At 38.3% G+C, this 24,600-nt stretch carries 24 protein-coding genes and 1 tRNA gene; 6 read left to right on the plus strand and 19 right to left on the minus strand.

Features of this window, described 5'->3' with window-relative positions; genetic code table 11:
• Positions 1–54: 54 nt before the first annotated feature.
• Positions 55–1,563 carry a hypothetical protein gene (locus HBN50_RS10445; RefSeq protein ID WP_273869760.1) on the minus strand — a complete coding sequence of 503 codons (1,509 nt, stop codon included), beginning with the start codon at positions 1,561–1,563 and terminating at the stop codon, positions 55–57.
• A 42-nt stretch (positions 1,564–1,605) separates the two neighbouring features.
• On the opposite strand from HBN50_RS10445, the gene HBN50_RS10450 reads away from it, so the two are divergent.
• Together HBN50_RS10450 and HBN50_RS10455 are read left to right on the plus strand one after the other, a co-directional pair.
• Positions 1,606–1,692 (plus strand) — tRNA-Leu (locus HBN50_RS10450).
• Positions 1,693–1,770: 78 nt separating this feature from the next.
• Positions 1,771–2,916, plus strand: a complete 1,146-nt coding sequence (locus tag HBN50_RS10455) for a hypothetical protein (RefSeq protein ID WP_273869762.1) — start codon at positions 1,771–1,773, stop codon at positions 2,914–2,916.
• 12 nt (positions 2,917–2,928) lie between these two features.
• Here HBN50_RS10455 and HBN50_RS10460 read toward each other — a convergent pair whose 3' ends face one another.
• From HBN50_RS10460 to HBN50_RS10485, 6 genes are all read right to left on the minus strand, one after another.
• Complete coding sequence (locus HBN50_RS10460; RefSeq protein WP_273869764.1) at positions 2,929–3,270, minus strand: hypothetical protein; 342 nt, start codon at positions 3,268–3,270, stop codon at positions 2,929–2,931.
• 135 nt (positions 3,271–3,405) lie between these two features.
• Positions 3,406–4,809, minus strand: a complete 1,404-nt coding sequence (gene lpdA / locus HBN50_RS10465) for a dihydrolipoyl dehydrogenase (RefSeq protein ID WP_273869766.1) — start codon at positions 4,807–4,809, stop codon at positions 3,406–3,408.
• A gap of 22 nt (positions 4,810–4,831) precedes the next feature.
• The gene (gene odhB / locus HBN50_RS10470; RefSeq protein ID WP_273869768.1) at positions 4,832–6,046 is read right to left on the minus strand and encodes a 2-oxoglutarate dehydrogenase complex dihydrolipoyllysine-residue succinyltransferase; all 1,215 of its coding nucleotides are present in this window, start codon (positions 6,044–6,046) and stop codon (positions 4,832–4,834) included.
• Between the two features lie 13 nt (positions 6,047–6,059).
• Positions 6,060–8,786 (minus strand): 2-oxoglutarate dehydrogenase E1 component, encoded by a 2,727-nt coding sequence (locus tag HBN50_RS10475; protein WP_273869770.1) that lies wholly within the window; start codon positions 8,784–8,786, stop codon positions 6,060–6,062.
• 172 nt (positions 8,787–8,958) lie between these two features.
• Positions 8,959–9,201, minus strand: coding sequence for a (Na+)-NQR maturation NqrM (nqrM, locus tag HBN50_RS10480; RefSeq protein ID WP_273869771.1), 243 nt, complete (start codon positions 9,199–9,201; stop codon positions 8,959–8,961).
• Positions 9,198–10,229 (minus strand): FAD:protein FMN transferase, encoded by a 1,032-nt coding sequence (locus HBN50_RS10485; protein WP_273869773.1) that lies wholly within the window; start codon positions 10,227–10,229, stop codon positions 9,198–9,200. The genes nqrM and HBN50_RS10485 overlap by 4 nt, the downstream gene beginning before the upstream one ends.
• A gap of 107 nt (positions 10,230–10,336) precedes the next feature.
• On the opposite strand from HBN50_RS10485, the gene HBN50_RS10490 reads away from it, so the two are divergent.
• Together HBN50_RS10490 and HBN50_RS10495 are read left to right on the plus strand one after the other, a co-directional pair.
• A complete protein-coding gene (locus HBN50_RS10490) occupies positions 10,337–11,602 on the plus strand; it encodes a sensor histidine kinase (RefSeq protein WP_273869775.1) in 1,266 nt (421 codons plus the stop codon).
• Complete coding sequence (locus HBN50_RS10495) at positions 11,599–12,114, plus strand: response regulator transcription factor (RefSeq protein WP_273869776.1); 516 nt, start codon at positions 11,599–11,601, stop codon at positions 12,112–12,114. The genes HBN50_RS10490 and HBN50_RS10495 overlap by 4 nt, the downstream gene beginning before the upstream one ends.
• 44 nt (positions 12,115–12,158) lie before the next feature.
• Here HBN50_RS10495 and HBN50_RS10500 read toward each other — a convergent pair whose 3' ends face one another.
• Complete coding sequence (locus HBN50_RS10500) at positions 12,159–12,707, minus strand: hypothetical protein (RefSeq protein WP_273869778.1); 549 nt, start codon at positions 12,705–12,707, stop codon at positions 12,159–12,161.
• A gap of 73 nt (positions 12,708–12,780) precedes the next feature.
• Entirely contained in the window at positions 12,781–13,236 is a 456-nt protein-coding gene (locus HBN50_RS10505; RefSeq protein WP_273869780.1) for a YiiD C-terminal domain-containing protein, read from the minus strand.
• Positions 13,237–13,365: 129 nt separating this feature from the next.
• On the opposite strand from HBN50_RS10505, the gene HBN50_RS10510 reads away from it, so the two are divergent.
• Positions 13,366–14,145, plus strand: a complete 780-nt coding sequence (locus HBN50_RS10510; protein WP_273869781.1) for a hypothetical protein — start codon at positions 13,366–13,368, stop codon at positions 14,143–14,145.
• Between the two features lie 10 nt (positions 14,146–14,155).
• Here HBN50_RS10510 and HBN50_RS10515 read toward each other — a convergent pair whose 3' ends face one another.
• Positions 14,156–14,770: an FKBP-type peptidyl-prolyl cis-trans isomerase gene (locus tag HBN50_RS10515; RefSeq protein WP_273869783.1), complete on the minus strand. Its 615-nt coding sequence runs from the start codon at positions 14,768–14,770 to the stop codon at positions 14,156–14,158.
• 151 nt (positions 14,771–14,921) lie between these two features.
• Here HBN50_RS10515 and HBN50_RS10520 point away from each other — a divergent pair, with 151 nt between their 5' ends.
• Positions 14,922–15,530 carry a hypothetical protein gene (locus HBN50_RS10520; RefSeq protein ID WP_273869784.1) on the plus strand — a complete coding sequence of 203 codons (609 nt, stop codon included), beginning with the start codon at positions 14,922–14,924 and terminating at the stop codon, positions 15,528–15,530.
• Here HBN50_RS10520 and HBN50_RS10525 read toward each other — a convergent pair.
• The 9 genes from HBN50_RS10525 to HBN50_RS10565 all read right to left on the minus strand — a co-directional run bounded on the left by HBN50_RS10525 (position 15,527) and on the right by HBN50_RS10565 (position 24,379).
• Complete coding sequence (locus HBN50_RS10525; RefSeq protein ID WP_273869785.1) at positions 15,527–16,765, minus strand: hypothetical protein; 1,239 nt, start codon at positions 16,763–16,765, stop codon at positions 15,527–15,529. The genes HBN50_RS10520 and HBN50_RS10525 overlap by 4 nt on opposite strands.
• Positions 16,762–17,496 carry a TIGR02147 family protein gene (locus HBN50_RS10530; RefSeq protein ID WP_273869787.1) on the minus strand — a complete coding sequence of 245 codons (735 nt, stop codon included), beginning with the start codon at positions 17,494–17,496 and terminating at the stop codon, positions 16,762–16,764. Before HBN50_RS10530 ends, HBN50_RS10525 begins: the two co-directional genes overlap by 4 nt.
• A 59-nt stretch (positions 17,497–17,555) precedes the next feature.
• Positions 17,556–18,404, minus strand: coding sequence for a hypothetical protein (locus HBN50_RS10535; protein WP_273869789.1), 849 nt, complete (start codon positions 18,402–18,404; stop codon positions 17,556–17,558).
• A gap of 140 nt (positions 18,405–18,544) precedes the next feature.
• On the minus strand, positions 18,545–19,774 hold the full coding sequence (gene nqrF, locus HBN50_RS10540) for an NADH:ubiquinone reductase (Na(+)-transporting) subunit F (RefSeq protein ID WP_273869790.1): 1,230 nt from the start codon (positions 19,772–19,774) through the stop codon (positions 18,545–18,547).
• Between the two features lie 47 nt (positions 19,775–19,821).
• Positions 19,822–20,433: an NADH:ubiquinone reductase (Na(+)-transporting) subunit E gene (nqrE, locus tag HBN50_RS10545; protein WP_273869793.1), complete on the minus strand. Its 612-nt coding sequence runs from the start codon at positions 20,431–20,433 to the stop codon at positions 19,822–19,824.
• Position 20,434: 1 nt separating this feature from the next.
• On the minus strand, positions 20,435–21,055 hold the full coding sequence (locus HBN50_RS10550) for an NADH:ubiquinone reductase (Na(+)-transporting) subunit D (RefSeq protein ID WP_273869794.1): 621 nt from the start codon (positions 21,053–21,055) through the stop codon (positions 20,435–20,437).
• Positions 21,055–21,831, minus strand: coding sequence for a Na(+)-translocating NADH-quinone reductase subunit C (locus HBN50_RS10555; RefSeq protein ID WP_273869796.1), 777 nt, complete (start codon positions 21,829–21,831; stop codon positions 21,055–21,057). Before HBN50_RS10555 ends, HBN50_RS10550 begins: the two co-directional genes overlap by 1 nt.
• Before the next feature lie 7 nt (positions 21,832–21,838).
• On the minus strand, positions 21,839–23,044 hold the full coding sequence (locus tag HBN50_RS10560) for an NADH:ubiquinone reductase (Na(+)-transporting) subunit B (protein WP_273869797.1): 1,206 nt from the start codon (positions 23,042–23,044) through the stop codon (positions 21,839–21,841).
• Entirely contained in the window at positions 23,045–24,379 is a 1,335-nt protein-coding gene (locus HBN50_RS10565) for a Na(+)-translocating NADH-quinone reductase subunit A (RefSeq protein ID WP_273869799.1), read from the minus strand.
• Positions 24,380–24,600: the final 221 nt, after the last annotated feature.

A 24,600-nucleotide genomic window follows, 5' to 3' on the forward strand; every position in this document is an offset into this window, starting at 1 on the left:
ATACGTATAGTGTCTTACTATTCTAAAAACAGCCCCTTAACTTGTAAACCTTTGTTAAAAGATATAACCATCCTTTAAGTTAATTTTTTCAGGCGAAATGGGGCTCCACGTTACATCTTCAGGAAAGATATGCTCATCTCTCTTTTTCTCACAGCTTAACTTCTTACCACTCTCATAAACCCAACTATACATTTTATTGTGACTTCCACCAATTCCCGAATCATATTCAATATAACGATAATGAGCACGGTTATTACCTTTATTACCACTCATTACTGTAATACTACGGTCAAAGGCCTTCTCAAGTTCCTCATCACTACAAGTATGCAAGAGTGCGCGAGCATTATAGAATTTCTTTCCACTGCTCAGAACAGGGTTTTCAACCCAACTTCCCTTTGAGCAGCTATAGACATAACCAAGAGATTCTAGCTGAAAGTAACTAGCAAAATAAGAAAAGAACCAGTGACGCTCAACATCATCGTTAATAGAGCTCATCTGAACAAATTTCGAACAAGTCATAAATTCTGAACGATATTTCTGATAGAAGTACTTAAAAAACTTATGAAACTTCTTAGCGTGAACGCGAGCAAGTTCCTTCTTACTTCTATTTGCTTTTATTTCACCGTTATAAACGTTACCTTTGAGTGATGGCTTCTTCGTTAGCTTTCTATATTTACTCTCTTTTTCGCCCTTTCTAATCTTTTCAGTCTCTCTAATATTTTCTACGTTACTCCAAACATAATCATAAAGAGCATGACAGCTTTTTTGCATAGACCTTGAGCTCTCAAAAGAGAAGATATGATTTGTTCTTGCGATAAAATCGAGAGTCTTTGTTAAATCCACATCATTGAGCAATCGATAAGCAGGTCTTATCTCCCCGCTCGTTTCGATAGTGGAACCGCGAAAGTTTTCCATATAGGCCTTGGCCTTTTCCCAATCAACTTTCTTTTTTAAATCGTCTAAATTTTGAACCTGAGAAAAGGACTCATCTCCATCAATAACGGCATAGAGAACCATTCTTGAGAGCCACTTAGAGCGAGAACCGCATGGGAAGCTATCGCAAAATTGCTCAACCCCACCGCCAAGGAGTCTAATTGAGTAAACATTGTCTTTGTAGCGCTCATATTCATTTAATGCACCCTTCGAAGAGAAGATATAAACTTCTTGCTTCTGACCTAGTTGATCGAGATAGCCAGGGATGAAACCAACTGAAAAATTTGGAGAGAATAAGTCGCCTCCATATCTTTTCCACGAATCCTCATACTCACAATTTTGAGTCTTCTTATAAAGTGAGCCACTTTTAATATCAAAATCATAAATAAAAGGTGAACCCATCGGGGTCATAACAACAGCGTTATAAATATTTTTCGTTTCACTGCTTTCTTTAAAAGGAACATCAAAAAAGGCATTGAGACGCATCTCTTTAGTCTGACTGAGATAGCGATACTTTTTATCGACATCAAACCACGTTCCCCTCGGAACACTTTTTCTCAACTTTAATGCCCCGCCTGCACAGGCCATTAAAAAAATGCATGAAAGAGTGAGAATTAAAATCCTTTTCAATTGACAACCCACTGTTAATGATTCAAAATTACTATACTTTTTGGCCTCGTGACGAAATTGGTAGACGTAGTGGATTTAAAATCCGCGGGACTTTAGTCCGTGCCGGTTCGAGTCCGGCCGAGGCCACCAACCCATCCCTTGTCTGATCCAAATCTCCATGAAATTATTATGACATGAAATATTGGATCTTCATAGGGTTGTATCTTCATGTCACATTCAAATAACGATTCACTTTCTAATAAATTTCAAATGATGTTTGAAAGGTATTGCTCGTACATTCATTCACTCGAAAAGATTAGCAACAAGGATGTCGACAAGTTGATTCACTTTGAAACAACACTTGAATCACTCTTAGAGTTCGATGTTTTAAAAGAAGAGAACTTCATTTTTCAAACCCAAAAAGATCTCTATAACCAAGAGAGCTATATCAGCGAGCAACTCAACACTCTTGCCCTCAACACATCCTTCTTTGAATGGAAAACAATACTTGATCAAATTGAACCCCGCGAGACACTGTGTGACCTTGGATCGGGCTACAGCAAAGGTACACTCCTCTCAAACTTACTCGATCAATGGACTGTCCACTCTTTGGAGCTAGTTGAAAGACGAGTTGAAGTGGCAACAAAGGCCCTTAAAAAAGCAACCCATGATACAAGTCGAATAAGAGGTTCTATTAAAAGATCAGATCTTTTAAAAGATTCATTTCCAATATGTGATAACTACTTTCTCTATCTTCCCTGTGGAGAACTTCTCGAACATCTTCTTGATGGCCTAGAGAAATTATCTCAAACTAATAATCTTCAAATTATTGCTATAGAATCTCATGGAGATCTCATCAATACGCTTAAGCGTTGCTCTTGGTTAGAATTGGATAGATCTATAAAAATGAAGATGCCACGACATGATCAAATGCTCTATTTTTTTAAACCCAGAGAAATCTCCTCTCGCCTAGAAGAAAAAAGAGAATTAGATAAAAAAGTTAAATCCCTTATTGATGAACTCAATAAAAAAAAGAAAATCAATCTCACTCTTGAACTTGATGAATTTTGCCAATTAAAAAAACACTCAGATAGCGATACGCAATTAATCATTCAAGACGATGATCATCTATGGCTATGTGACCTTAGCTCCAGTGTTCCCTGTCACCTTGATGCGAGACATGTTTACTTGGAATCAACTTATCCAAAAAGAAGATTTCTTCTTTCAAAATGCACGGGACTTCTCATTCCAGATGGAAAATTAAAAAAGATTGTGAATGAGAGAAGATTAGAAAATCAAATTAGAAAGATAATTATTGAACCGCAAAAGCTTATTGAATACAAAAATGGGCAAAGAAAAAAGGCCAGCTTTTAACTGGCCCTCTGCTTATTCTTTACAATTTAATTCGTAATTAATCTCTGGCGTTACATAAGAAAGTTTATAACGACCATTGGGATCAAGAGAGCCCGTTGAAAGGTTTCCATATTGATAAGTAGGGGCCAGTGTAATCATTGCTGTGATTCTTCCATCAACATACATAACAGAGGCATATGCATCTTCAATATCAACAGATAATTTTTCTCCACCAGGAATGCTCACTGGTTCAAGTTTTTTAGAAATCTTTCTAAAAATACTTCCACTATTATCTCTTTTAACGATTGAACAATCTAAGGCCATAGTACTTAATGAACCTAGTGTAAGAAGTGAAATGATAAATATTTTTTTCATTGTGAGCTCCTTTAGCAACGACTTAAAGGGCCATCATGAAAGATAAATAAAATTTGCGCCAGAGATCTTGAAAAAATAACAATTATTTTTAAGAAGATAAAAAAAAGAGGCCTTTTCAGACCTCTTTTCAGATATTTACATATTGAGTGCGCGATTATCACTTGCGGCGAGGGCCGCTTCTTTAAGCGCTTCAGAATACGTCGGGTGAGCATGGCAAATGCGCCCAACATCTTCAGCAGAAGCTCTAAATTCCATCGCAACGACCGCTTCATTGATGATATCAGCAACTCTTGGACCAACCATATGAACTCCAAGAATTTCATCAGTATCTTTATGTGCGAGAACTTTGATAAATCCTTCAGACTCATTAGAAGCTTTCGCTCTTCCTGAGGCCATAAAAGGAAAAGATCCCGACTTATAAGGAACTTTTGAATCCTTAAGTTCTTGCTCTGTTTTTCCAACAGCTGCAACCTCTGGCCAAGTATAGATAACACCTGGAATAAGGTTGTAATCAATGTGTGGCTTTTCATTATTTAAAAGCTCAGCAACAAAGACACCTTCTTCCTCAGCTTTATGAGCAAGCATAGCTCCTTTAACAACATCACCAATCGCATAGATATGTGGAGCACTTGTTTGAAGATGACCATTTGTTTCAATGCGTCCTCTTTCATCCATTTTCACACCAGCATTTTCTAAACCTAAACCATCAGTGTAAGGACGACGTCCAACAGCAACAAGACAGTAATCCCCCTCTAGAACGAGTTCTTTTCCGTCTTTATTAGCTTTTGCCTTAACAATAACTTTCTTACCTTTTCTCGTTACTTCTGTAACGCCATGATCAAGATGAAACTTCATACCATCTTTTTTAAGAGCACGTTGAAGGTGCTTTGAGCAGTCTTTATCCATTGTGGCGATAATGTCTTTTGCATATTCAACGACAGACACTTCAGCACCAAGTCTTTGGAAAACAGAACCAAGCTCAAGACCAATAACACCACCACCAATAACGATCATGTGCTTTGGTACTTCTTCAAGCTTAAGAGCTTCCGTAGAGGTAATGATTCTTTCTTTATCAATTTCAGCAAAAGGAAGAGATGTTGGCTTTGAACCAGTGGCAATAATAAACTTCTTTGCCTTAATCTCAACTTCTTTCTCACCTTTAACAACAACAGTATTGGCATCTTTAAAAGAACCATGACCGTGGAAAACCTCAATCTTATTTTTCTTCATAAGAAATTGAACACCACCAGTGATCCCCTCAACAACCTTAGCAACACGAGAACTCATTTTCTTAACATCAAGCTTAAGCTTTCCTGTTTCAATTCCGTGATCCGCAGCTTCGTGGGCCATTTGATGGTATCTCTCAGATGAGTCTAACCACGCTTTTGAAGGAATACATCCAACATTTAAGCATGTTCCACCGAGTGTATTATACTTTTCTACAATTGCTGTTTTCATTCCAAGTTGAGCACAACGAATCGCTCCTACATAACCACCTGGACCTGAACCAATTACAACTACATCAAATTCTTGAGACATAATATCTTCCTTAACTTTTTAATTAAACGTCTAGTAGCATTCTTGCTGGATCTTCAATTAATTCCTTAACCGTCTTTAGGAATCCAACAGATTCACGACCATCGATAATTCTGTGGTCATATGAAAGAGCAACCATCATGACAGGGTGAACAACAACTTCCCCATTAATAGCAACAGGTCTTTCAACAATATTGTGCATCCCAAGAATTGCTGATTGTGGAATATTAATAATTGGAGTTGAAAGCATTGAACCGAAAACACCACCATTAGTAATCGTGAATGTTCCACCTTGCATTTCATCTACAGTTAACTTTCCATCACGCCCCTTAAGGGCCAGTCTTTTAATATCTTTTTCAATTCCAGCAAGGCTTAGAGATTCAGCATTTCTAACCACCGGAACAACAAGTCCCTTTGGAGTTGAAACGGCAATCCCAATATCTGCATAGTCATGATAAATAATATTTTCGCCATTGATTTGAGCATTTACAGCAGGAAAGTCCTTAAGGGCCATTGTACAAGCTTTAGTAAAGAAGCTCATGAAACCTAGACCAATGTCGTGCTTCTTTCCAAATTGTTCTTTATATCTCTTACGAAGCTCCATTACATTGTGCATGTCGATTTCATTAAAAGTAGTTAGCATCGCCGTAGAGTTTTTAGCCTCAGTAAGTCTTGAAGCGATTGTCTTTCTAAGACGAGACATTTTTTCAACTCTCTGCTCTCTTGAAAAAGCAACAGAAGCACTTGGAGCTTCTTGTGCAGGAGCACCAGCAGGAGCTGATTTTTTCGCTGCACTTGCATTCATAGCATCGGCTTTCGTGATTCTTCCATCTTTTCCAGTTCCTGAAACAGATTGAGCATCAACACCTTTTTCATCAAGAATCTTTCTCGCAGCAGGAGAAGGATAATTCTTATCTCCACCCGTTGCAGCCGCAGGAGCAGATTCGACAGGAGCAGCCTCAGCAGGAGCTTCTGATTTTTCAGCACCACCAGCAGGTGCCGCCGCAGAAGTATCAACTTCAGCAATCGTTGCACCGATAGCTAGGTCTGTATCTTCTTCTACGAGAAGCTTAATTACACCTGATTCTTCACATGGCATTTCAAGTGTTGCTTTATCTGACTCGATTTCAGCAATAATATCACCTTCATTAACATAGTCGCCATCAGCAACAGTCCATGAAGCAAGGGTAACTTCTGTAATTGATTCACCAATACTTGGGATCGTAATTTTAACACTCATAGTTTAATCCTTATTATTTGAAAGCTTTTGTAACGATTTCTTCTTGTTCTCTTATGTGAGTTGCCGAGTAACCTGTAGCAGGCGAAGCAGAAGCTTTTCTCGCAACAACATCAAAGTCTTTGAAAGTATCACGCCATCTTAATAGGTATGTCCAGTAACCCATGTTAACCGGTTCTTCTTGTACCCATAGGCAACTAGCACCTTTATACTTTTTAAGCACTTCAGCAATTTTCTTTTCAGGAAGAGGATAAAGCTGCTCTAGGCGAACAATCGCAACATCCTTTCTCTTATCTTCTTCTTGTTTCTTCAGAAGATCGTAGAAAACCTTTCCTGTACAAAAAAGAACTTTCTTAACGTCTTTGGCCTTAACACTTTCATCATCGATAAGCTCTTGAAAGCTCCCCTTAGTGAAATCTTCAACAGTTGAAGTACACGCGGGGTGGCGAAGAAGTGATTTTGGAGTGAAAACAACAAGTGGTTTTCTAAACTCCCACTTTAGCTGTCTTCTTAGTGCGTGAAAGAGGTTTGCTGGCTTAGTAAAGTTACCAACAACCATATTGTATTCAGCACACATTTGAAGATATCTTTCAGGGCGACAAGAAGAGTGTTCAGGACCTGCACCTTCGTATCCGTGTGGAAGAAGAAGGACAAGACCACTCATTCTTTGCCACTTAGACTCTGCAGCTGAGATGAATTGGTCAATAAGGATTTGGGCACCATTTGAGAAATCTCCAAACTGAGCTTCCCAGATATTGAGTGCGTGTGGCGTTCCTTGAGAATATCCATACTCAAAACCAACGACAGCATATTCAGAAAGAAGTGAGTTATAAATATGAACTCTCCCCTGATCTTCTGTAATATTGTCTAGACCACAATATGGTGTATTTGTATTTTCATCAAAAACTTTTGCATGACGGTGTGAGAACGTACCACGAATAACGTCTTGACCAGTGAAACGAATATTTGATCCTTCCATAAGAAGAGATCCATAAGCAAACATTTCGGCCATCGACCAATCGATTGCATCACCGTTGAAAAACTTCTTTCTTCCATCGAGAAGTTTTTGCGCTTTTCTTAGAGTTTTAAATCCTTCAGGAACAGTTGTAATGGCCTCAAGAATTTTTTCTAGATCAGCTTTTTTCACAGCAGTCTTTGGCGATTGATCAAAGTCTTCAGCTTTAGACCAACGAAGATTTTTCCACTCTTGGTGTGGTCCTTTTTTCTTCTTAGGAAGTTCTGCTTGCTTAACATTATTGAAACGATCTGAAAGAAGGTTTTTAAACTCATCTTGCATTTCTTTCGCTAGTTCTTTATTCATTGCCCCACTTGTAAGGAGCTTGTCTAGGTAAAGCTCTCTTGGGTTCTTAGCTTTAGAAATAAGTCCATAAAGATGTGGTTGAGTATATTTCGGCTCATCCCCTTCATTGTGTCCGTGCTTTCTATAACAAACCATATCGACAAAAACATCTTTCTTAAATTTTTGTCTGAATTCCATTGCTAGTTCACAAGCAAAGACAACTTCTTCTGGTTCATCTCCATTTACGTGAATAACTGGAATATCGAGCATTTTAGCTACAGATGTTGAGTAGTTTGAAGAACGAGCATCTGTGAAGTCTGTCGTAAAACCAATCTGGTTATTGATAACAAAGTGAATTGAACCACCAGCTCTATAACCTTCAAGTTCTGACATTTGTAGTGTTTCGTAAACAATCCCTTGTCCTGCAACGGCTGCATCACCATGAATAACAATCGGAACAATCTTTGATTCATCGTTGTCGTAAGCAATGTCTATTTGAGCACGACAATAACCTGTAGCAACAGGAGAGATCGTTTCAAGGTGAGATGGGTTTGGAAGAATTTTTAATGTTACTTCCTCATCATTAGATGCTTTTTTAATTGAAGTAAATCCCATGTGGTATTTAACATCACCATCACCTTGATGCTGTTGCTGTTCAATTGAGTTCCCTTCAAATTCAGAGAAAATATACTCGTATGTTTTTCCGATAATGTTAGCTAGAACATTGAGACGTCCACGGTGGGCCATACCGATAACAAATTCTTTAGCACCAAGCTCACTCCCTTTGTTAATAAGAGCATCAAGAGCTGGAATTGTCGTTTCACCACCTTCAAGTGAGAAACGTTTTTGTCCCGTGTACTTTGTTTGAAGAAAAGATTCGAAAACATTCGCTTCATTTAGCTTAGAGAGAATTCTCTTCTTTTTATCGATTGGAAAATTGACAGACTTAGCACCTGTTTCAAATTTCTCTCTTACCCAACGGCGAACATCTGTGTTGTTAATATGAGAAAATTCAATCCCAATTTTTCCACAATAGATTGCTTGCATGTGAGCAACGATATCTTTCAATTTCGAGGGACCTAGTCCAACAAATTCACCAACCATGAAAACAGAGTCTAAGTCTTTTTCAGTTAGGTCGTAATACGAAAGAGAAATTCTTGCATCACGATCTCTTCTTGGACGAATAGGGTTTGTATCAGAAAGAAGATGTCCTCTAGACCTGTAGGCCTGGATTAATCTAAAAACATTAAATTCTTTTCTTAGTTTCGTTTCACTAACTTCACTTGCACCACCTGCTCCAGTATTGGCAGCGAATTCAAATCCTTGAAAGAATTTAAGCCACGAGTGCTCAACCTCTTCAGGGTTTTGTTGATACTGCTCATACAGAGAATCAATGTAAGTAATGTCGGAACTTGATAGATGGGTAAAATCTAGGTTTTTCATAGCTGTAAAAATCCGTTTTAGACCGAAGTCTGAGTTATTGAATCAACTTAAAATAAACGCGTAATAATATATTACTAAGTTACCACTTCGTGAAGGATTCTTTTAGGCTAGGAAGATTTATCTAGGTGAAAAGACTTCGCAAAATTTGAGTTCGAAAACACTAAATATTTAGCTATTGTTGAACACTAAGTTCAACTTTTCCATCTTCCGTGCACTCAAGCTTAACGCACTCACCCTTTAGTTCTGGGTCTTCGTCACATTCTTCTTTTTTGTCGCAGAACATGCAGTCCTCGCCCATAATTTTTCCAAGTCCACCACAAGAACCTTTGAGTTCTTTTTTAGAAAAAATATAACCGACGGCCATACCGAGACATGTGATTAATAGAACACCGAGTGTAATGATAAAGTATTTCATTGGGCAGACTCCCCTTCAAACATCTTCTTAAATTCGCTTGTCGCTTTAGTAACAAATCCTTCTTCTTTTTGACCATCCAGTCGATAAATAAAATATGCGGCAACCTGTAGTTTTTCTGCTAATTCAAAGGCCTTCACTGGACCCATGGCCATAAAAGCCGTCGCCCACGCATCGGCCTTCATGCAACTTGACTCATCTACAACGCTCACGCTTGCCAAAGTATGGCGAGCTGGCTTTCCAGTTTTAAAGTCAATCGTATGCGAGTACTTCTTGCCACCTTCGACAAAGAAGTTTCTATAATCACCTGATGTGGCCAGGGCCTTATTAGAAATAGGCAGGACTTTTTGATAAGATTCGTGAACAATATCTGGATGCGGAGCTTCAATTGCTATGCGCCAGCTACGTCCTTTCGTTTGACCACTTGTACGAATCTCTCCACCAATTTCTACCATAAAATTATGGATGCCTTTAGCTAAAAGGTAATCACTGACAGCGTCAACGCCGTAACCTTTAGCAGAGGCACTTAAATCCACATAAACTTTATCGAGGCTCTTTTTCACGGCCATCTTCTTTGGATCTAATTCAATCTTATCATGACCAACGACGCTCATCGTACTCTCTAGTTCTTCTTGAGATGGAACCTTTCTCTTTCCATCAGGTCCAAAGCCCCAGAGATTAACTAAAGGTCCAAGAGTTGGATCAAAGCTACCATTCGTTTTCTCTGCCACGTCCATAGAGAATGATAGAACGTGAAAGAAGTCTTTGTGAATGGGAAACCAAATATCTTTTTTTGATTGATTTAATTGTGAGATCTCTGAAGTTGGAATGTAAGTCGACATCAAAGCGTTGACGTGAACGAGAATTTTGTCGATATCTTGATGAATCTTATTTTGGTCTAGATTACTTTCATTTGAAGAAAGTTTGACTGAGTAAGTCGTCCCCATTGTCTTGCCTTGAAGGGAGATTTGATTCTCTTTTTGACAAGCAATAAAGCTAAACAAAAAACAAATAAGAATTAATTTTTTCATAACTCTTTATTAACGAAATTGTTACAACAACGCCACCTTGTTTTTACTATTTGCCGCAAATTGTTGCACCCACTATTAAAACGTGAAAAATCTTGCTACAAAGCCCCATGCTTAAAGAAACTCTGCTTAGCACAAAATGGCTCGATTTCAATTTAGAGAACACAGAAAATGAGGAAAATCCTAATCTTTTTCCCCTGATTATTCACGTTCGTTTGCGCTGGCTCATGGGAAGTTTTTTGGCGCTAGTTGCCATGGTTTCAACACTCTTAAAAATTGTCCATTTTGAGCAGTTTTATAAAGTCATTTTCGTCCTCGCACTTTCATTTCTCATTAATAATATTCAAGAGCAGCAATTGAAATCAAAAGGGACCCTTCTCCTAAGAACTCACTTTTGGCAAATTGCATTTGACCTCTTTTGCGCAAGCGTTATTTTTTACTTTCTAGGTGGAAAAGAAAATCCTCTGGCCCCTCTCATTTTATTAAGTGTCGTCATAGGCCCCCTGTTTCTAGATTTCAAAGAAAGCCTTGTAATCTTGATCATTACTTGGTGGTCACTGTTCTTTCAATCTTATTCCCCCTATTTCGTAAATCTAGAGGCGGTGGTGAATTTCAGTGATCAGATAGGTCTTATCATCATAGGCACTCTTATCTGGTCAATTATGTGCTGGCTCTCCTACGCTCTAAGACAAATGCTTTTGCGACTCTTGGCCATTAAAGCGCAAAACCAAAAACTTGATAAATTAAAGGCCCTTGGAGCCCTCTCTGCTGGCTTTTGCCATGAATTGGCCACGCCTTTTGGAACAATGAATTTTTGCCTTAAAAGAATGAATGAAAATCGATCCACAGAAAAGGATCTAGAGATACTTAATGCGGCATTCAATCAATGCCAAAATTCACTTCGCTCCATGCTTGAGATGAATTCAAATGAAGATCAAAAGATTTTAAGCCCTCTTTCTCTTAAAAGTTTTTGTGAGTCTCTTTTGCAAGAAGTTTGCCCTAGCGATTTTCACTATAAAATCCACTCTTCACTCAATGAAAAGGTTCCACTGCCAAAAGTTCCTTTTAGTAATTGTCTCATCGACTTAATTGAAAATTCCTTGGAAGCCAAGGCCACTCAAATTGAGATTGAAATTGGTAGTAAAGCTCCGTTTGTTTTTATGAACATTCAAGATAACGGACAAACAATAAGTGACTATATTATTGAAAATCTCGGAGAACCTTTCAATACGAATAAAAAAATGGGTACTGGAATTGGTCTCTATAATGCAAGTCTTCTCATGGAAACTCTGGGGGGAGATCTAAAGATTTCAAAAAATAAAACAGGTGGCACGTGTATTCATCTCAAGTTTTTAAGAGAAAGGAATTTTCAATGAATGTCCTCATTATAGAAGACGATAAAAACTTCGCAACAATGCTTAAAATGGAACTCGAATTCAAAGAAGTCCAATGCACTCATATAACTTCTCCTCAATCCATTGATCAACTCAAAGACCAATTTGATGCTATTATTCTCGACCAAAGACTTGAAAGTGAAAATGGACTCGACTCTATTGAAACATTAAAGTTGCGATGGCCTAATGCTCGACTCATTATTTTAACCGGTCATGGAAGTATTAGCTCCACTGTCAGTGCCATCAAATGTGGAGCAGATGATTATCTCATTAAACCTGTTGATATCGACTGCCTGTATGCTCATCTAAAAGGGAATCAAGAAGAAGTTCAAAAGGCCCTAGAAGAAACTGACATGTCTCTTTATCGAAAAGAAAGAGAACATATTGAATATGTTTTAAAACAATGTGAAGGCAATATTACAAAGGCCGCTAAAATGCTTGGTCTCCATCGTCAAAGTCTGCAAAGAAAACTGAGAAAATATACACCGAAATAAAAAGTGCTAGAGTTGGCATTTCTCTAGCACTCTCTTGAAGGGAGTTATCTTGGACTAGCATTGATTAGATTGACACATTCCCAATCTTTTTCACTAAACCAAGATAGAGTGTGAAGTTTTGCCCTAGAAAGGGTCTTCTCTTTTGCACTGAAGCTTAAAAAGAAATGTTGCTGCTGACCCTTTGCTTTAACTTCTGCACTAAAGATTTGATTGTATAAATGAGTTGTATCTTCACCATGAATATCGACATCAAAATATCTATCATCACGAAACTCTAAATTTCTTTCTGCACATGTCTTTACATGAGGGTATTGTGCTTCATGATAATTTGTTATTCGAGAATAGAGAGTTACATCTTCTTTGTAATGCTTCTCATTTTTTGAAGTGAAGCCAATACGTGCTGTAATTTGATGACAATGCCTCCCTTTAGATTCTAGGGGAAGTATTTGCTTAACTTGAACATAACATGAAGCTCCCGTAGGTTTTCCCATATAGAGTTCTCTACCAAGGTAGATCTCTTCTTCATTAAGATTTATAAGTTGTGCCTGTGCCCCAATATTTAGGCCTAAGAAAATAAGTGTGATCCATTTCATTTTTTTCTCCTCGTTTAATTCGAAAAGAAAATAGTTGAAGTTAATCTTTTTGATAATGCATCAGATTGTTGCGCTATGAAGTTTTATACGCAACGTAAGTGGCCTGTGCCTTTAATTGGACTTCACCATCTTTTTCAACAAACGTCTCAACTTCTAAACGGGCCTTTCCCTTTCTCTTTAATATAGAAAGAAATTGAATGAGAGAACTCTTAGCAATTGAGCGTGCTTCAATATCATTTTTAACAGGGCGCAAGTACTGACAAGAATAGTCTTTAATCACTAGGACGTAATCTTTCCCCCAGTCCTTTCCAAGACCATCTTCTAAGGCCATAAAAGTCATAGAATAGCCAGAGACAATGGCGGCCATGGCAAGAGAACCTCCGAAGGCGCTACCATGATGGTTGAGATTTTTAGAGAGAGGGCAGCTTAAACGAAGTTCATTATTTTGCCATGACAGGAGTTTGAAATCGAGATTCTTTGTCATTTCAATCTTATCTTTGATTTGATTTTCAATCTGATTAAGTCTCATAAGATACTCCTCAACTTGGCATAGGACTTGTTATTACTTAGTAAAATGATAAACGATATTAAAGACTTATGACAATGAATTGATCTTAAAATTGATTAATCAATTGACAGTGAACAAATTAATAAACAAATGATAAAAAGATTTTCTTTATTCCTATTTTTAATCCTCATCAATCAGCAAGGCCTTGCTAATTGTTTTGAGACTCTGACTTTCTTCGACTCAAATATCAAAGAGGTGTTCACTTATTCGAGAGAAGACTCTGCAGGAAGAGCGAAACGAATCACTCTTAAAGATGGAACAATGGGAATCTATAAGAATGAATCGAATTTCCACACTTTTATAGAAGCTGAAGTTCTGGCCTATGAACTCTCTAAGCTATTTGATTTCATTACAATTCCTAAAACCAGATTCGTTCATATGCTCGAAGAAAAAGGAAGTTTCCAGGACTTTATAGTGGCGGACCCTATAGAAAATGCAAATCAAATCAGTGAACTTGAATGGGCCTACCTTAGGGCCTTCGATCATCTCATTGACAATCACGATCGCCACATAGGGAATTTACTTAGAAAGAAAAATGGTGATTTAATTCTTATCGATCACTCCAAAGCTTTCGGAGGAAAAGAGATTTTAAGTATTAGTTCTCCCGACAATGCCCTTCCAGACTTTCTCTTTGTTAAAGACAAATTAGATCAACTCACTGGCCTGGACAAAATTCGTGTTGATGAGTACTTCCAGTTTTTTTCAACAAAAGAAGGTAAAACTTTTATGGAAGTGGCCTCAAACATAGAACATTTAAAGGGAGAAATTATAGAGGAATTAATTGGTGTAAGAAAATACCGTGAACTTATTTATCGTCGAGATAATATGATGAAGTTCTATCAAGCTTATAAAGAAAAAAAGGGCCAATAGGCCCCTTCAATTATTGTACTTCTAAAAGTTCAACTTCAAAAATAAGTGCTTGGTTTGGACCAATTGCAGGAGGAGCTCCAGCTTGTCCATAAGCAAGTTCAGCAGGAATAAAAAGTTGCCACTTGGCCCCTTCTCCCATAAGTTGAAGAGCTTCCGTCCAACCAGCGATCACGCGGTTAACTGGAAATGTTGCCGGTTGTCCTCTTTGAACAGAAGAATCAAAAACAACACCATTAATTAGCTTACCTTCGTAGTGAGCAACAACTGAGTTTTCACCCGTTGGCTTTTTTCCTGTTCCCTCTGTAAGAACACGGTATTGAAGACCACTTTCTAGAGTTACAACACCTTCGTTAGAAGCATTTTCAGCTAGAAAAGCAAGTGACTCTTCTAAGTTGATCTCTGCTGCTTTTTGCATACGCTCTTGCTCTTGAGCCTGCATATGTGCTTGGAAAGCTTGCATTACTTCAGTAATTTCTCCACTCTCCATTTTAATTTGTTCACCGTTAAAAGCTTCTCTAAATGATTGAAGAAATGCTTCAAGATTAATATCAACACCTTGATTTTTGAAATCAGCACCAATTTGCTGACCAAGGATATAACTGACTTTTTCCCAGTTAACACTCATATAAACTCCTCATTTTTAATAAAGCGCCATTCTAGCTATCAAAGAGTCATAAAGCAAATGACTAACTTTTTGACGCCCTATGAAGAAAAGACATAAGCGGTCAAAAGAGGGTCAATATCTGGCAAAATAAAGGAAATCATTAAGGAGACCTATGAAAAAGTTATTTCTAACAACACTTCTTGTTTTATCTATTCCCTCGCAAGCAAGTCTTCTGGACTTAATCGATCAGCATCCTACACTAGGGCGCGTTGTTGAGAATATGGGTCAAATCCAACTTGGAAAGAAAGACTACAAGGTCACAATTGTTGAAGAGAATACAAAAGAGCAATGTGTTGAACTCTTTCAAAAGGCAAAAGAAGATCAAATTAAATTAGAAACATACAAGCTCTTGAGCCCAGGAACGCTTACAGGAAGAATTTCTAGACATGACATTGAGGGAAATTACTCAGAGCACTTTAATGGATATACACAAGACAATTTTGGAATTGAGCTCCTAAGAGGTCTCTCTAAAAAAGCTCAGGTTAATCTCAACTCTTTCAATGATAATCACATTCCTCACGCCGCCTCTGGCTGTAAAGAACTGGCAAAAATTGAGCGTGTTGATCTCGTAGAGTTCAATGGGAAGAAGTGCAGATCAGTTCTTATGAATCTTGAAAATAATGAATACAAAGTTCTCTTTTGCGAGAAGTCAGACTCGATTCTAACTGATTTTCTCGACCTCGAAGCGAAAATTCTAAAAAGTTATAGCTTAGAAAATTAAAACTCTTTCACATAATTTAATTCTAAACGGTCACTACTTCTTTTTCTAAAATAGTAGTGATCGTATTCACTCATCGAACTTAAAACTTTTACAAAGGCAACTTTAAAGAGACCAAGTTTCGAATTATAACGAATCGATGGCCCAAGCGAGATGAGACTCTTCCTTGCCTGCTCAGCTAGACGAGTAGATATCTCCCCTTTAATCCCAAACGAAAAATTCATTTGATATAGGTAATAAACTTTTCCAGACAAAGAGAGTTCATTATCAATGTCTTCCTGTCCTGTATTATGGGCGAGAGTGTAGGACAGTTGATTTTCACCATAGAATGAGTTTTTAATACCACTAAAGTGAAATAAGAATTTCGTTTCATCTCGTCCAAGAATTGGATGAAGCGCCTTATTTCGATCAATAAGAGAGAGAGAATGGAGAATTTCAAAAGTTGATCTCAAAGCATTTGATCGCTTTACCAGACGTCCACCAATAAGAAGGCGCGAAATTTCAACTTCACTATTCTTATTCAAAATTTCAAGCCCCCCCATGGCCTCGACAGTGTATTGATCAAGGAAACTTGAAGGTCGAAGTGTCACTTGAAACTCATGAGAGAAGTCGTGATTATTTTCAGCGTATCGATTATTTAAAAGAGCATCTAGTGAATATTCTAAAATAAGATTCTTACTCACTCTTCCCTCTTGCTCATCAAAGTGAACTCCCTTGAGATAAGTATAGAGTTGGTCATGATTAGCTTTTGGATCAGTCAGCTCGATCGTAATTTCACTAACAATTTGCTCATTCTCTCTAATCTCCTTTGGAAGAGAACGATGAAGGGCCTCATGAATATGCAGCGCAATCAGTTGTTCTTTTTTTAATGATAGAGAAATCGGGAAAAACCTTGTGGCCGCATAGGCCCTTGGAAAAGTACGAGCGTAAATAAGCTTCTTAGAATTAGCATGAAATGCACCAAGTTCCTCTAAGCGAGCCGTTTCTAAATTAGATCTAGTGAGATAAATTCTTGTATGGGCCAGTTCATCAATCAAATGCCCTAAAAGTGGAAGTCCTCTTGTGTTAAGAGACTTAAGAAGCTCTAGCGCAAGCTCTCTTGTCTCTAAAAGAACCCCTTCTTTAACTTCTACAAATCCAGATAAATCACTGCCATCATCGCCATTACCAACCTTTGTAGGAAGAGCAAAAGAATTAACTTGAACCATTAAAACTAACAACATTACAACTTTTTTCATTCTTTCTCACTCATTCTAAAGAGGGCCATTTCTAAATGATAAACCTCTTCCTTTTTTCCCTGTCCATACTTTTCAATAATTTCATCTTGAAAACGAGCTATATCTTCTTTTAAATTTTCCAAGTCTTTATGATTCAGAACAAAAGAAATACCTGAAATATCCCTCTCTTCAATATCCTGCTCATAAAGAGAATTCTTGGCCTTACTCAGTATAGTATCGTGATATTTCTTTATCGCCTCAGATGGAATTCCTTCTGGAGACTTGATCGTACCGTGTTCAACAACTTCATATGTACTTTCTTTTTTTCTAATAAGCTCAACTCTCTCTAACAATTCGAGAGACTCTTTAACCTGTAAAATAGATATCCCTAACCTCTTTGAGATCCATGTTACAGACCAGACAAAGTCTTTTGTGTCGATTAGGTTTAATAAAGCAAAGTGATACCAATTAGAAATAACATTAAAAAGGTCACTCTCTAGCATTAGCTCTCTTCTCTTTTGGAAATTGCCCTCAACAAAGAGTTCCTTGACTTCCATATTTGAGAGACCAAGTTTTTTAGAAATCTTCAATGTCATCTTAGTACTAAGAGCTCTCTTTCCAGAGAGAATTTCACTAAGAGCACCAGGGGCCACTTCTAAAAACTTGGCAAAAGAGCGCAGGGAATAATGAGGATTCTTATTCTGTCTTTTTAAAAGTTCGTCTTTTAATAATTTGAGGCCGTTATTTTCCATTCTCTCAAGTATAGCAAAAAAAAGTAGGCCTATAAAAGACCTACTTCAAAAAACGGAGACTAAAAGTAGACGCTAAATTTTGCACTTAAGGCCCCAGGAGTTTTATTATTCATCACTTCACTAAATTGAAGATATTGTACATCAAGACCAAAGTTCACTTTACTCGTGCGATACATTTTATATCCAAAACCAGCGCCATAAACCCATGAACTGATGCGGGATTCTCCATCTCGAATGCCACCATAACCAAAATCAAGAGACAAATAAGGACTGTGATTTCCCTTCATCAAATAGTAATTCCCTTTAAAAATAAACATTGAAGAATAGTGGCGTGAAGTATTTGTCACTGTCGTAAAGTCCCAGTTCATGGTTAGGTCCATGCTCTCATCAAATTGCCAACCATACCCAAAATTTGTAGAGAATACAGTTCCATCTCTATCCTCTACTCCAATCAAAGAACCAGGGCCAAGACCGTAAGAAATAATGATATCAACATCGCTCTTTTGCCTTACATAGTCTTTCTCTTTTGCGGTGATCTCCCCAATAGACTTTGTAGATGCAAAACTCTTTTCCTTTAAAAGAGCTTCTCCCGATCTCTTTAACACGACATCGAGCTCATCAAGATCCTTCAGTTTTACACTAAAGTTATTTTTATGCTCACCTCTAGCATTTAATGAAAAAATATAGCTTGTACCAAGCTTCAAAAGAACAGGATTAACAATAGAATCGGCCTTGTCTTTATTAGTAACGACAACATGACCCTCACTTTCAATTTTATGTGTAATAAGGTTCTTAACAACTTGATTAAGACCACTCGATTCCTCTGGCGTGACAAGATCATTTAAATAGAAAGTGTCGGCCATAATAGACTGAGATAAGAGAACTAGCGCAATTAGTGGTTTTTTCATTTTTAAATTCCTCCGTTTTTTATATGAGGAAGTTATCGATGAAAAACAAATAAAGGTCACGGCAAAATGGAACAAAGTGTTCCAAAGATGAAACATCAAAAAAAAGGGAGGCTATACCTCCCTCTTTTTAATAGCTTAGATTATCCACCAAAGTCATCAAGCATGATATCTTCTCTCTCTACACCTAGAGAAACAAGCATCTCGATTACACATTGGTTCATAATTGGAGGCCCACATAGGTAGTACTCGCAATCCTCTGGAGCTGGGTGATCCTTTAAGTACTCATCGTGAAGTACTTGGTGAATAAACCCAGTGTATCCTTCCCAATTATCCTCTGGAAGAGCATCAGAAAGAGCACAGTGCCATTTGAAGTTATCGTTCTCTGCTTGAAGACCATCAAAGTCTTCAACATAGAACATTTCTCTCCTAGAACGAGCACCGTACCAGAAAGTCATTTTACGCTTAGACTTAAGTCTCTTCAGTTGGTCAAAGATGTGTGATCTCATTGGCGCCATACCAGCACCACCACCAACGAAAACCATTTCTTTATCTGTTTCACGAGCAAAGAACTCACCAAATGGACCAGAAATAGTAACTTTATCTCCAGCTTTTAGGCTGAAAATGTATGAAGACATTTTACCTGGAGGAGTTCCTTTTGGAGCTCTTGGAGGAGGTGAAGCAATACGCACGTTAAGCATAATGATCCCTTCTTCTTCCGGGTAGTTTGCCATAGAGTAAGCTCTAATTGTTTCCTCAGGCTCACTTGAAGTATATTGCCATAGGTTGAACTTATCCCAGTCTTCTCTATATTCTTCTTGAACGTCGAAGTCTTTATAGTGAATTGTAAGACCAGCAGGTCTTTCAATTTGGATATATCCACCAGCTCTAAATGGAACTGACTCACCTTCAGGTAGACCAAGCTTGAATTCTTTAATAAATGTGGCAACGTTATCGTTAGAGATAACAGTACATTCCCACTTCTTAACACCAAAGACTTCTTCAGGTACTTCAACTTTCATGTCTTGCTTGATAGAAACCTGACAAGCTAGACGACAACCTTCACGTGCTTCACCTTTAGAGATGTGTGAAAGTTCAGTTTCAAGGATCTCTCCTCCACCTTCGACGACATTTACTTTACATTGACCACAAGTACCCCCACCACCACAGGCAGAAGATACAAATAGTTTTTGATCAGCAAGGGCACCAAGAAGCTTTCCACCAGCAGGGATTTCTACTTCTTTTTCCCCGTTGATATTTAGCTTAATGTTCCCAGAACTAACTAACTTTGACTTAGCGAAAAGGATGACACAGACAAGGGCTAAAACCACAACTGTGAACATCAAAACACCAAGTAGAATTTCGTTGCTCATGAGTTATTCTCTCTTTTTAAATCGTTAAACTACTTCTAAACCAATAATTAAAGCTGAATCCCAGAAAATGATAGGAATCCAAGGGCCATAAGACCTACAGTGATAAAAGTAATTCCTAGACCTCTAAGACCCTCAGGAACATCACTGTACTTCATTTTTTCTCTAATACCTGCAAGTGCTGCAATAGCAAGGGCCCAACCGAGACCTGAACCAAAACCAAACACTACAGACTCTCCAAAGTTATAATCTCTCTCTACCATGAAAAGTGAACCACCAAGAATGGCGCAGTTTACTGTAATAAGAGGAAGAAAGATCCCAAGCGCGTTATAAAGAGCTGGGAAAAACTTATCGAGAACCATCTCAAGAATCTGAACGATAGCAGCGATAACACCGATGTAAGAGATTAGACCTAAGAAAGATAGATCAACTCCATTAATACCGGCCCACTGAAGAGCGTTCTCTCTTAGAAGGTAAGTATAAAGTAGGTTGTTAACAGGGATTGTAATTGTTTGAACAACAACAACTGCAACACCAAGTCCTAACGACGTTTTAACTTTTTTAGATACCGCTAAGAATGTACACATTCCAAGAAAGAATGAAAGTGCCAAGTTCTCAACGAAGACTGCTTTAACAAAAAGACTTAAATAATGTTCTAGCATCTTAGTTCTCCTTCTCTACTTGGTCTTTTTTCCAAGTTCTAAGTCCCCAAATGAAAATACCAATGAGGAAGAAAGCACTTGGAGATAAAAGGGCCATACCGTTTGCTGGATACCATCCACCTTCACTTGTTAGTGGAAGAATAGATGCTCCAAAAAGCTTACCTGAACCAAATAGTTCTCTAAAGACACCTACAAAGAGGAGAACGATAGAATAACCAAGTCCGTTACCGATACCGTCTAGAAAAGACATTACCGGTGAATTTTTCATCGCATAAGCTTCTGCACGCCCCATAACGATACAGTTAGTAATGATCAGTCCAATGTAAACAGACATCGACTTAGCAACATCGTATACAAAGGCCTTAAGAATCTGATCTGTCACGATTACAAGAGAAGCAATAACGGTCATCATAACGATGATACGAATTGCACTTGGAACGTGATTTCTAATTAATGAAACAAAGAAGTTAGAGAATGCTGTAACAAGTGTTACCGCAAGACACATAACTACTACTGATTCAAGTTTTGTAGTTACCGCAAGGGCCGAACAAATCCCTAGGATCTGTAGAGCAATTGGGTTGTTTTCAAAGATTGGACCAAAAAGTGTCTTTTTAAAGCTCATTAGTTCATCCCCCCTGCTCTCCATTTAGAAAGAAAAGGACCATATCCATTTTCACCAAGCCAATATTGAACTGTCCCAGTTACACCATTCGAAGTAAGAGTGGCTCCTGACAGACCATCAATATCTGATTGTGAACCTGCAGCAGCAGGTCCCTTAACTACGCGAAGTGCTGGATTCCAGTTTTCATCAAAGGCTTTTTTACCTTTCCATAGTTTTTTCCAGTTCGGGTTATCAATTTCACCACCAAGACCAGGAGTCTCACCATGAGCATAAAAACCTAAACCTTTAACTGTTGTTGTATCCGGAGTAAGAACTAGGAAACCATACATTGTTGACCATAGTCCTTTACCGTGAACAGGAAGAACAAGCATTGTCGTCTGTCCATTTTCTTTTACGAAATAAACTTTCTTATACTTTGCTCTAACTTTGATACCAGCTTTATCATTTGAAGCAGCAATTCTAACGTTTTGCTTAGGATCTTTAGCAGCTTTAACAGAGTTGTAAGCTTCTACATCCATATCTTCTACGTATTCACCTGTAGAAAGATCGACAATTTTCGTTTCAATTGACTTGAAAGCTTCGTTGATTACCTTCTCTTGCGCCGTTGAATCTACAAGTCCTGCGGCCATAAGAAGGTTCTTTTTAATATCTAGTCTTTTGTTTTTCTCTTGAAGTGGCTTCAAAGAAACAGCAGACCAAGAAACTACAACCGAACAGACAACACAAAGAAGTGTCGCGACGATTAGCGTTTTAGAAGTACTATCGTTACTCATCATTTCCCCCTTACGCCTTAGCTCTGCTTAGTCTTCTTTTGATGTTTGCATTAACAACAAAGTAGTCAATAAGTGGAGCAAACATGTTACCAAAAAGAATAGCTAGCATTGTCCCTTCAGGGAACGCTGGGTTAACAACACGAACTAGAACGACCATAAGACCGATTAGTCCACCATAGAACCAATGACCTGTTTGAGTCATCGAAGCTGATACAGGATCAGTTGCCATGAAAACAAGACCAAAGGCCAATCCACCAACAACAAGGTGCCACTCAGGAGTCATCCCAAACATTGGGTTTGTTGTCGATCCAATCATATTAAAGATGAAAGCAAATACAACAACAGAAAGAAGCATCGATAACATGATTCTCCAAGAACCAATTCCTGTGTAAACAAGAAGAGTGGCTCCGAGAAGACAAGCTAGAGCTGATGTCTCACCCATTGAACCAGGCATAAGACCAATGAAAGCCTCTTTCCAAGTGTAAGTGATTGCTTCAACACCACCAAGAGCAGCTTGACCAAGAGCTGTTGCTCCAGTGAAACCGTCTACTGCTGTCCATACTGCATCCCCTGAAATCTCTCCAGGATAAGCAAAGAATAGGAAAGCACGAGCTGTTAGTGCTGGGTTTAGGAAGTTTTTCCCAGTTCCACCGAAAACTTCTTTACCGATGACAACACCGAAAGAAATCCCGACAGCAACTTGCCATAGAGGAATTGTAGGAGGAAGAGTTAGTGGGAAAAGAAGACCAGTAACAAGGAATCCCTCATTGATCTCATGTCCTCTTACTGTTGAGAAGATAACTTCCCAAAGTCCACCAGCAATATTCGTAACAAGAAATACTGGAAAGAAATAAAGAAAACCGTGAACAAAACAAGCCGCTAAACTATTCGGGTCAGTAGCTAGGCCTAAAGCAGCAAGGATTGCACCTCTCCAGCCTTCAACAGCACTCATTCCATTAGCAGCAAGAACTTTGTTTGCTTGAAAACCTGTATTGTAACAGGCCATAAGAATACATGGTAGAAGGGCCATGGCCACAGTTACCATTAGACGTTTAAGATCTAGTCCATCACGTACATGTACACTACCTTTTGAAACATCACTTGGTGAGTAGATGAACGTGTCAACCATTTCATAAATTGGGTATAACTTCTCGAGCTTTCCACCCTTAGCGAAGTGGTGGTGCTGAGAATCTAGAAAACCTCTTAGAACCTTCATTTACCCTTCCTTCTCGATAATAGTTAAGTTGTTTCTTAGTGCTGGTCCAAAATCAACTTTCCCTGGAGAAGCGAAAGTACAAAGGGCCAGATCTTCCTCATCTAACTCCAGACAACCAAGAGTAACAGCATAATCAGTGTCATTCGTTACTAAGGCCCTTAGAAGTTGAGTTGGAAGAATATCCATAGGCATTACTGATTCAAACATTCCAACTGGAACCATCGCTCTTTCAGAACCATGAAGTTTCGTTGTAAGGTTGAATTTCTTGCTTGGAGTAAAGAAAGACAGAAATGTTCTCTTTACAGAAAATTTATCAAAACCTGGTGAATGCCATCCAAAGAACTCTCTCTCTCTATCTTCTTCAAGAAGAGAAACTTGGTTGTGGTAACGACCAAGGTAAGAGAATGTCTTAACAGCTTTTCTACCATTAAGTACTGAACCAGAGACAACTCTTGTTTCTCCACCAAGAACCTCATCTTTAAGAAGAGTTTCTAGACAAGCCCCTTGGCGTGTTCTTAATAGCCTTGGGTTCTTTGCTTGTGGACCACTAACAGCGATAACTTTTTCAAGCCATAGCTTACCAGTAGTAAAGAGCTTTCCAATTGAAATGACATCTTGGTAACCAACGTGCCATACAAATTTGTTTTCATTCACTGGATCAACAAAGTGAACGTGAGTTCCAACGTTACCAGCAGGGTGCTTCCCAGAGAATTCTTTTACTTCTACGTTTCCAGCAGTTGGTACTTTAGCTCCCGTTGCTTTACATAGATAAGTCTTCCCTTCCGTTAGCTTAGAAATAACTTCTAGACCAACTTTGAAATCATCCGAGTATTCAGAAAGAACAACTTCTGGGTTTACAGCGTGTGGATTCGTATCCATTGCCGTAACAAAGACAGAATGTGGTCTTTCGTTAACTCTGGCTACAGTTGAAAAAGGTCTTCTTCTTAGAGAAGTCCATAGACCTGATTCAATAAGAAGATCTTTTGCTTCTTCGAAAGAAACATTTGATCCCTTACCCTTAAAGTTTGAGAATTCTACTTGCTCGTCACCTTCTACTTCAATGACAAGTGATTCGAAAACTCTTCTCTCTCCACGGTTTACTTCGACTACTTTTCCAGCTGCAGGAGCTGTAAAAACTAGTCCAGGGTTTTTCTTACACTCAAAAAGTGCTTGTCCAACCTTAACCGCATCACCAACTTGGACCTTCATCGATGGTTTCATACCAACGTAATCAGGACCTACAACGGCTACTCTCTTAACAGGAGTTGCCTCTTCGATCTTTTGTGTCGGAGCTCCACTAAGCGGGAGATCCAATCCTTTTTTGATGTGAGTCATAGCGCTACTCAATCCCGTTAACGTTATTAATATTAATAAAAGACAAATTTTAAATGCTTTTATGTGCGACGATAACAAAAGAAACTAATAATGTAACTAAGTAATTTAAAAAGAATTTGAGTTTTCCTCTCAGCTAATTTTGCTAATGCGTATCAGCGAAAACAACTTCTATTGACGAAAAGAATAAGGTTTGGGCAAAATATTGAAAAACAAGGGACTTC

The sequence above is a fragment of the Halobacteriovorax sp. GB3 genome, assembly GCF_028649655.1.
Classification (GTDB): Bacteria; Bdellovibrionota; Bacteriovoracia; order Bacteriovoracales; family Bacteriovoracaceae; genus BSW11-IV.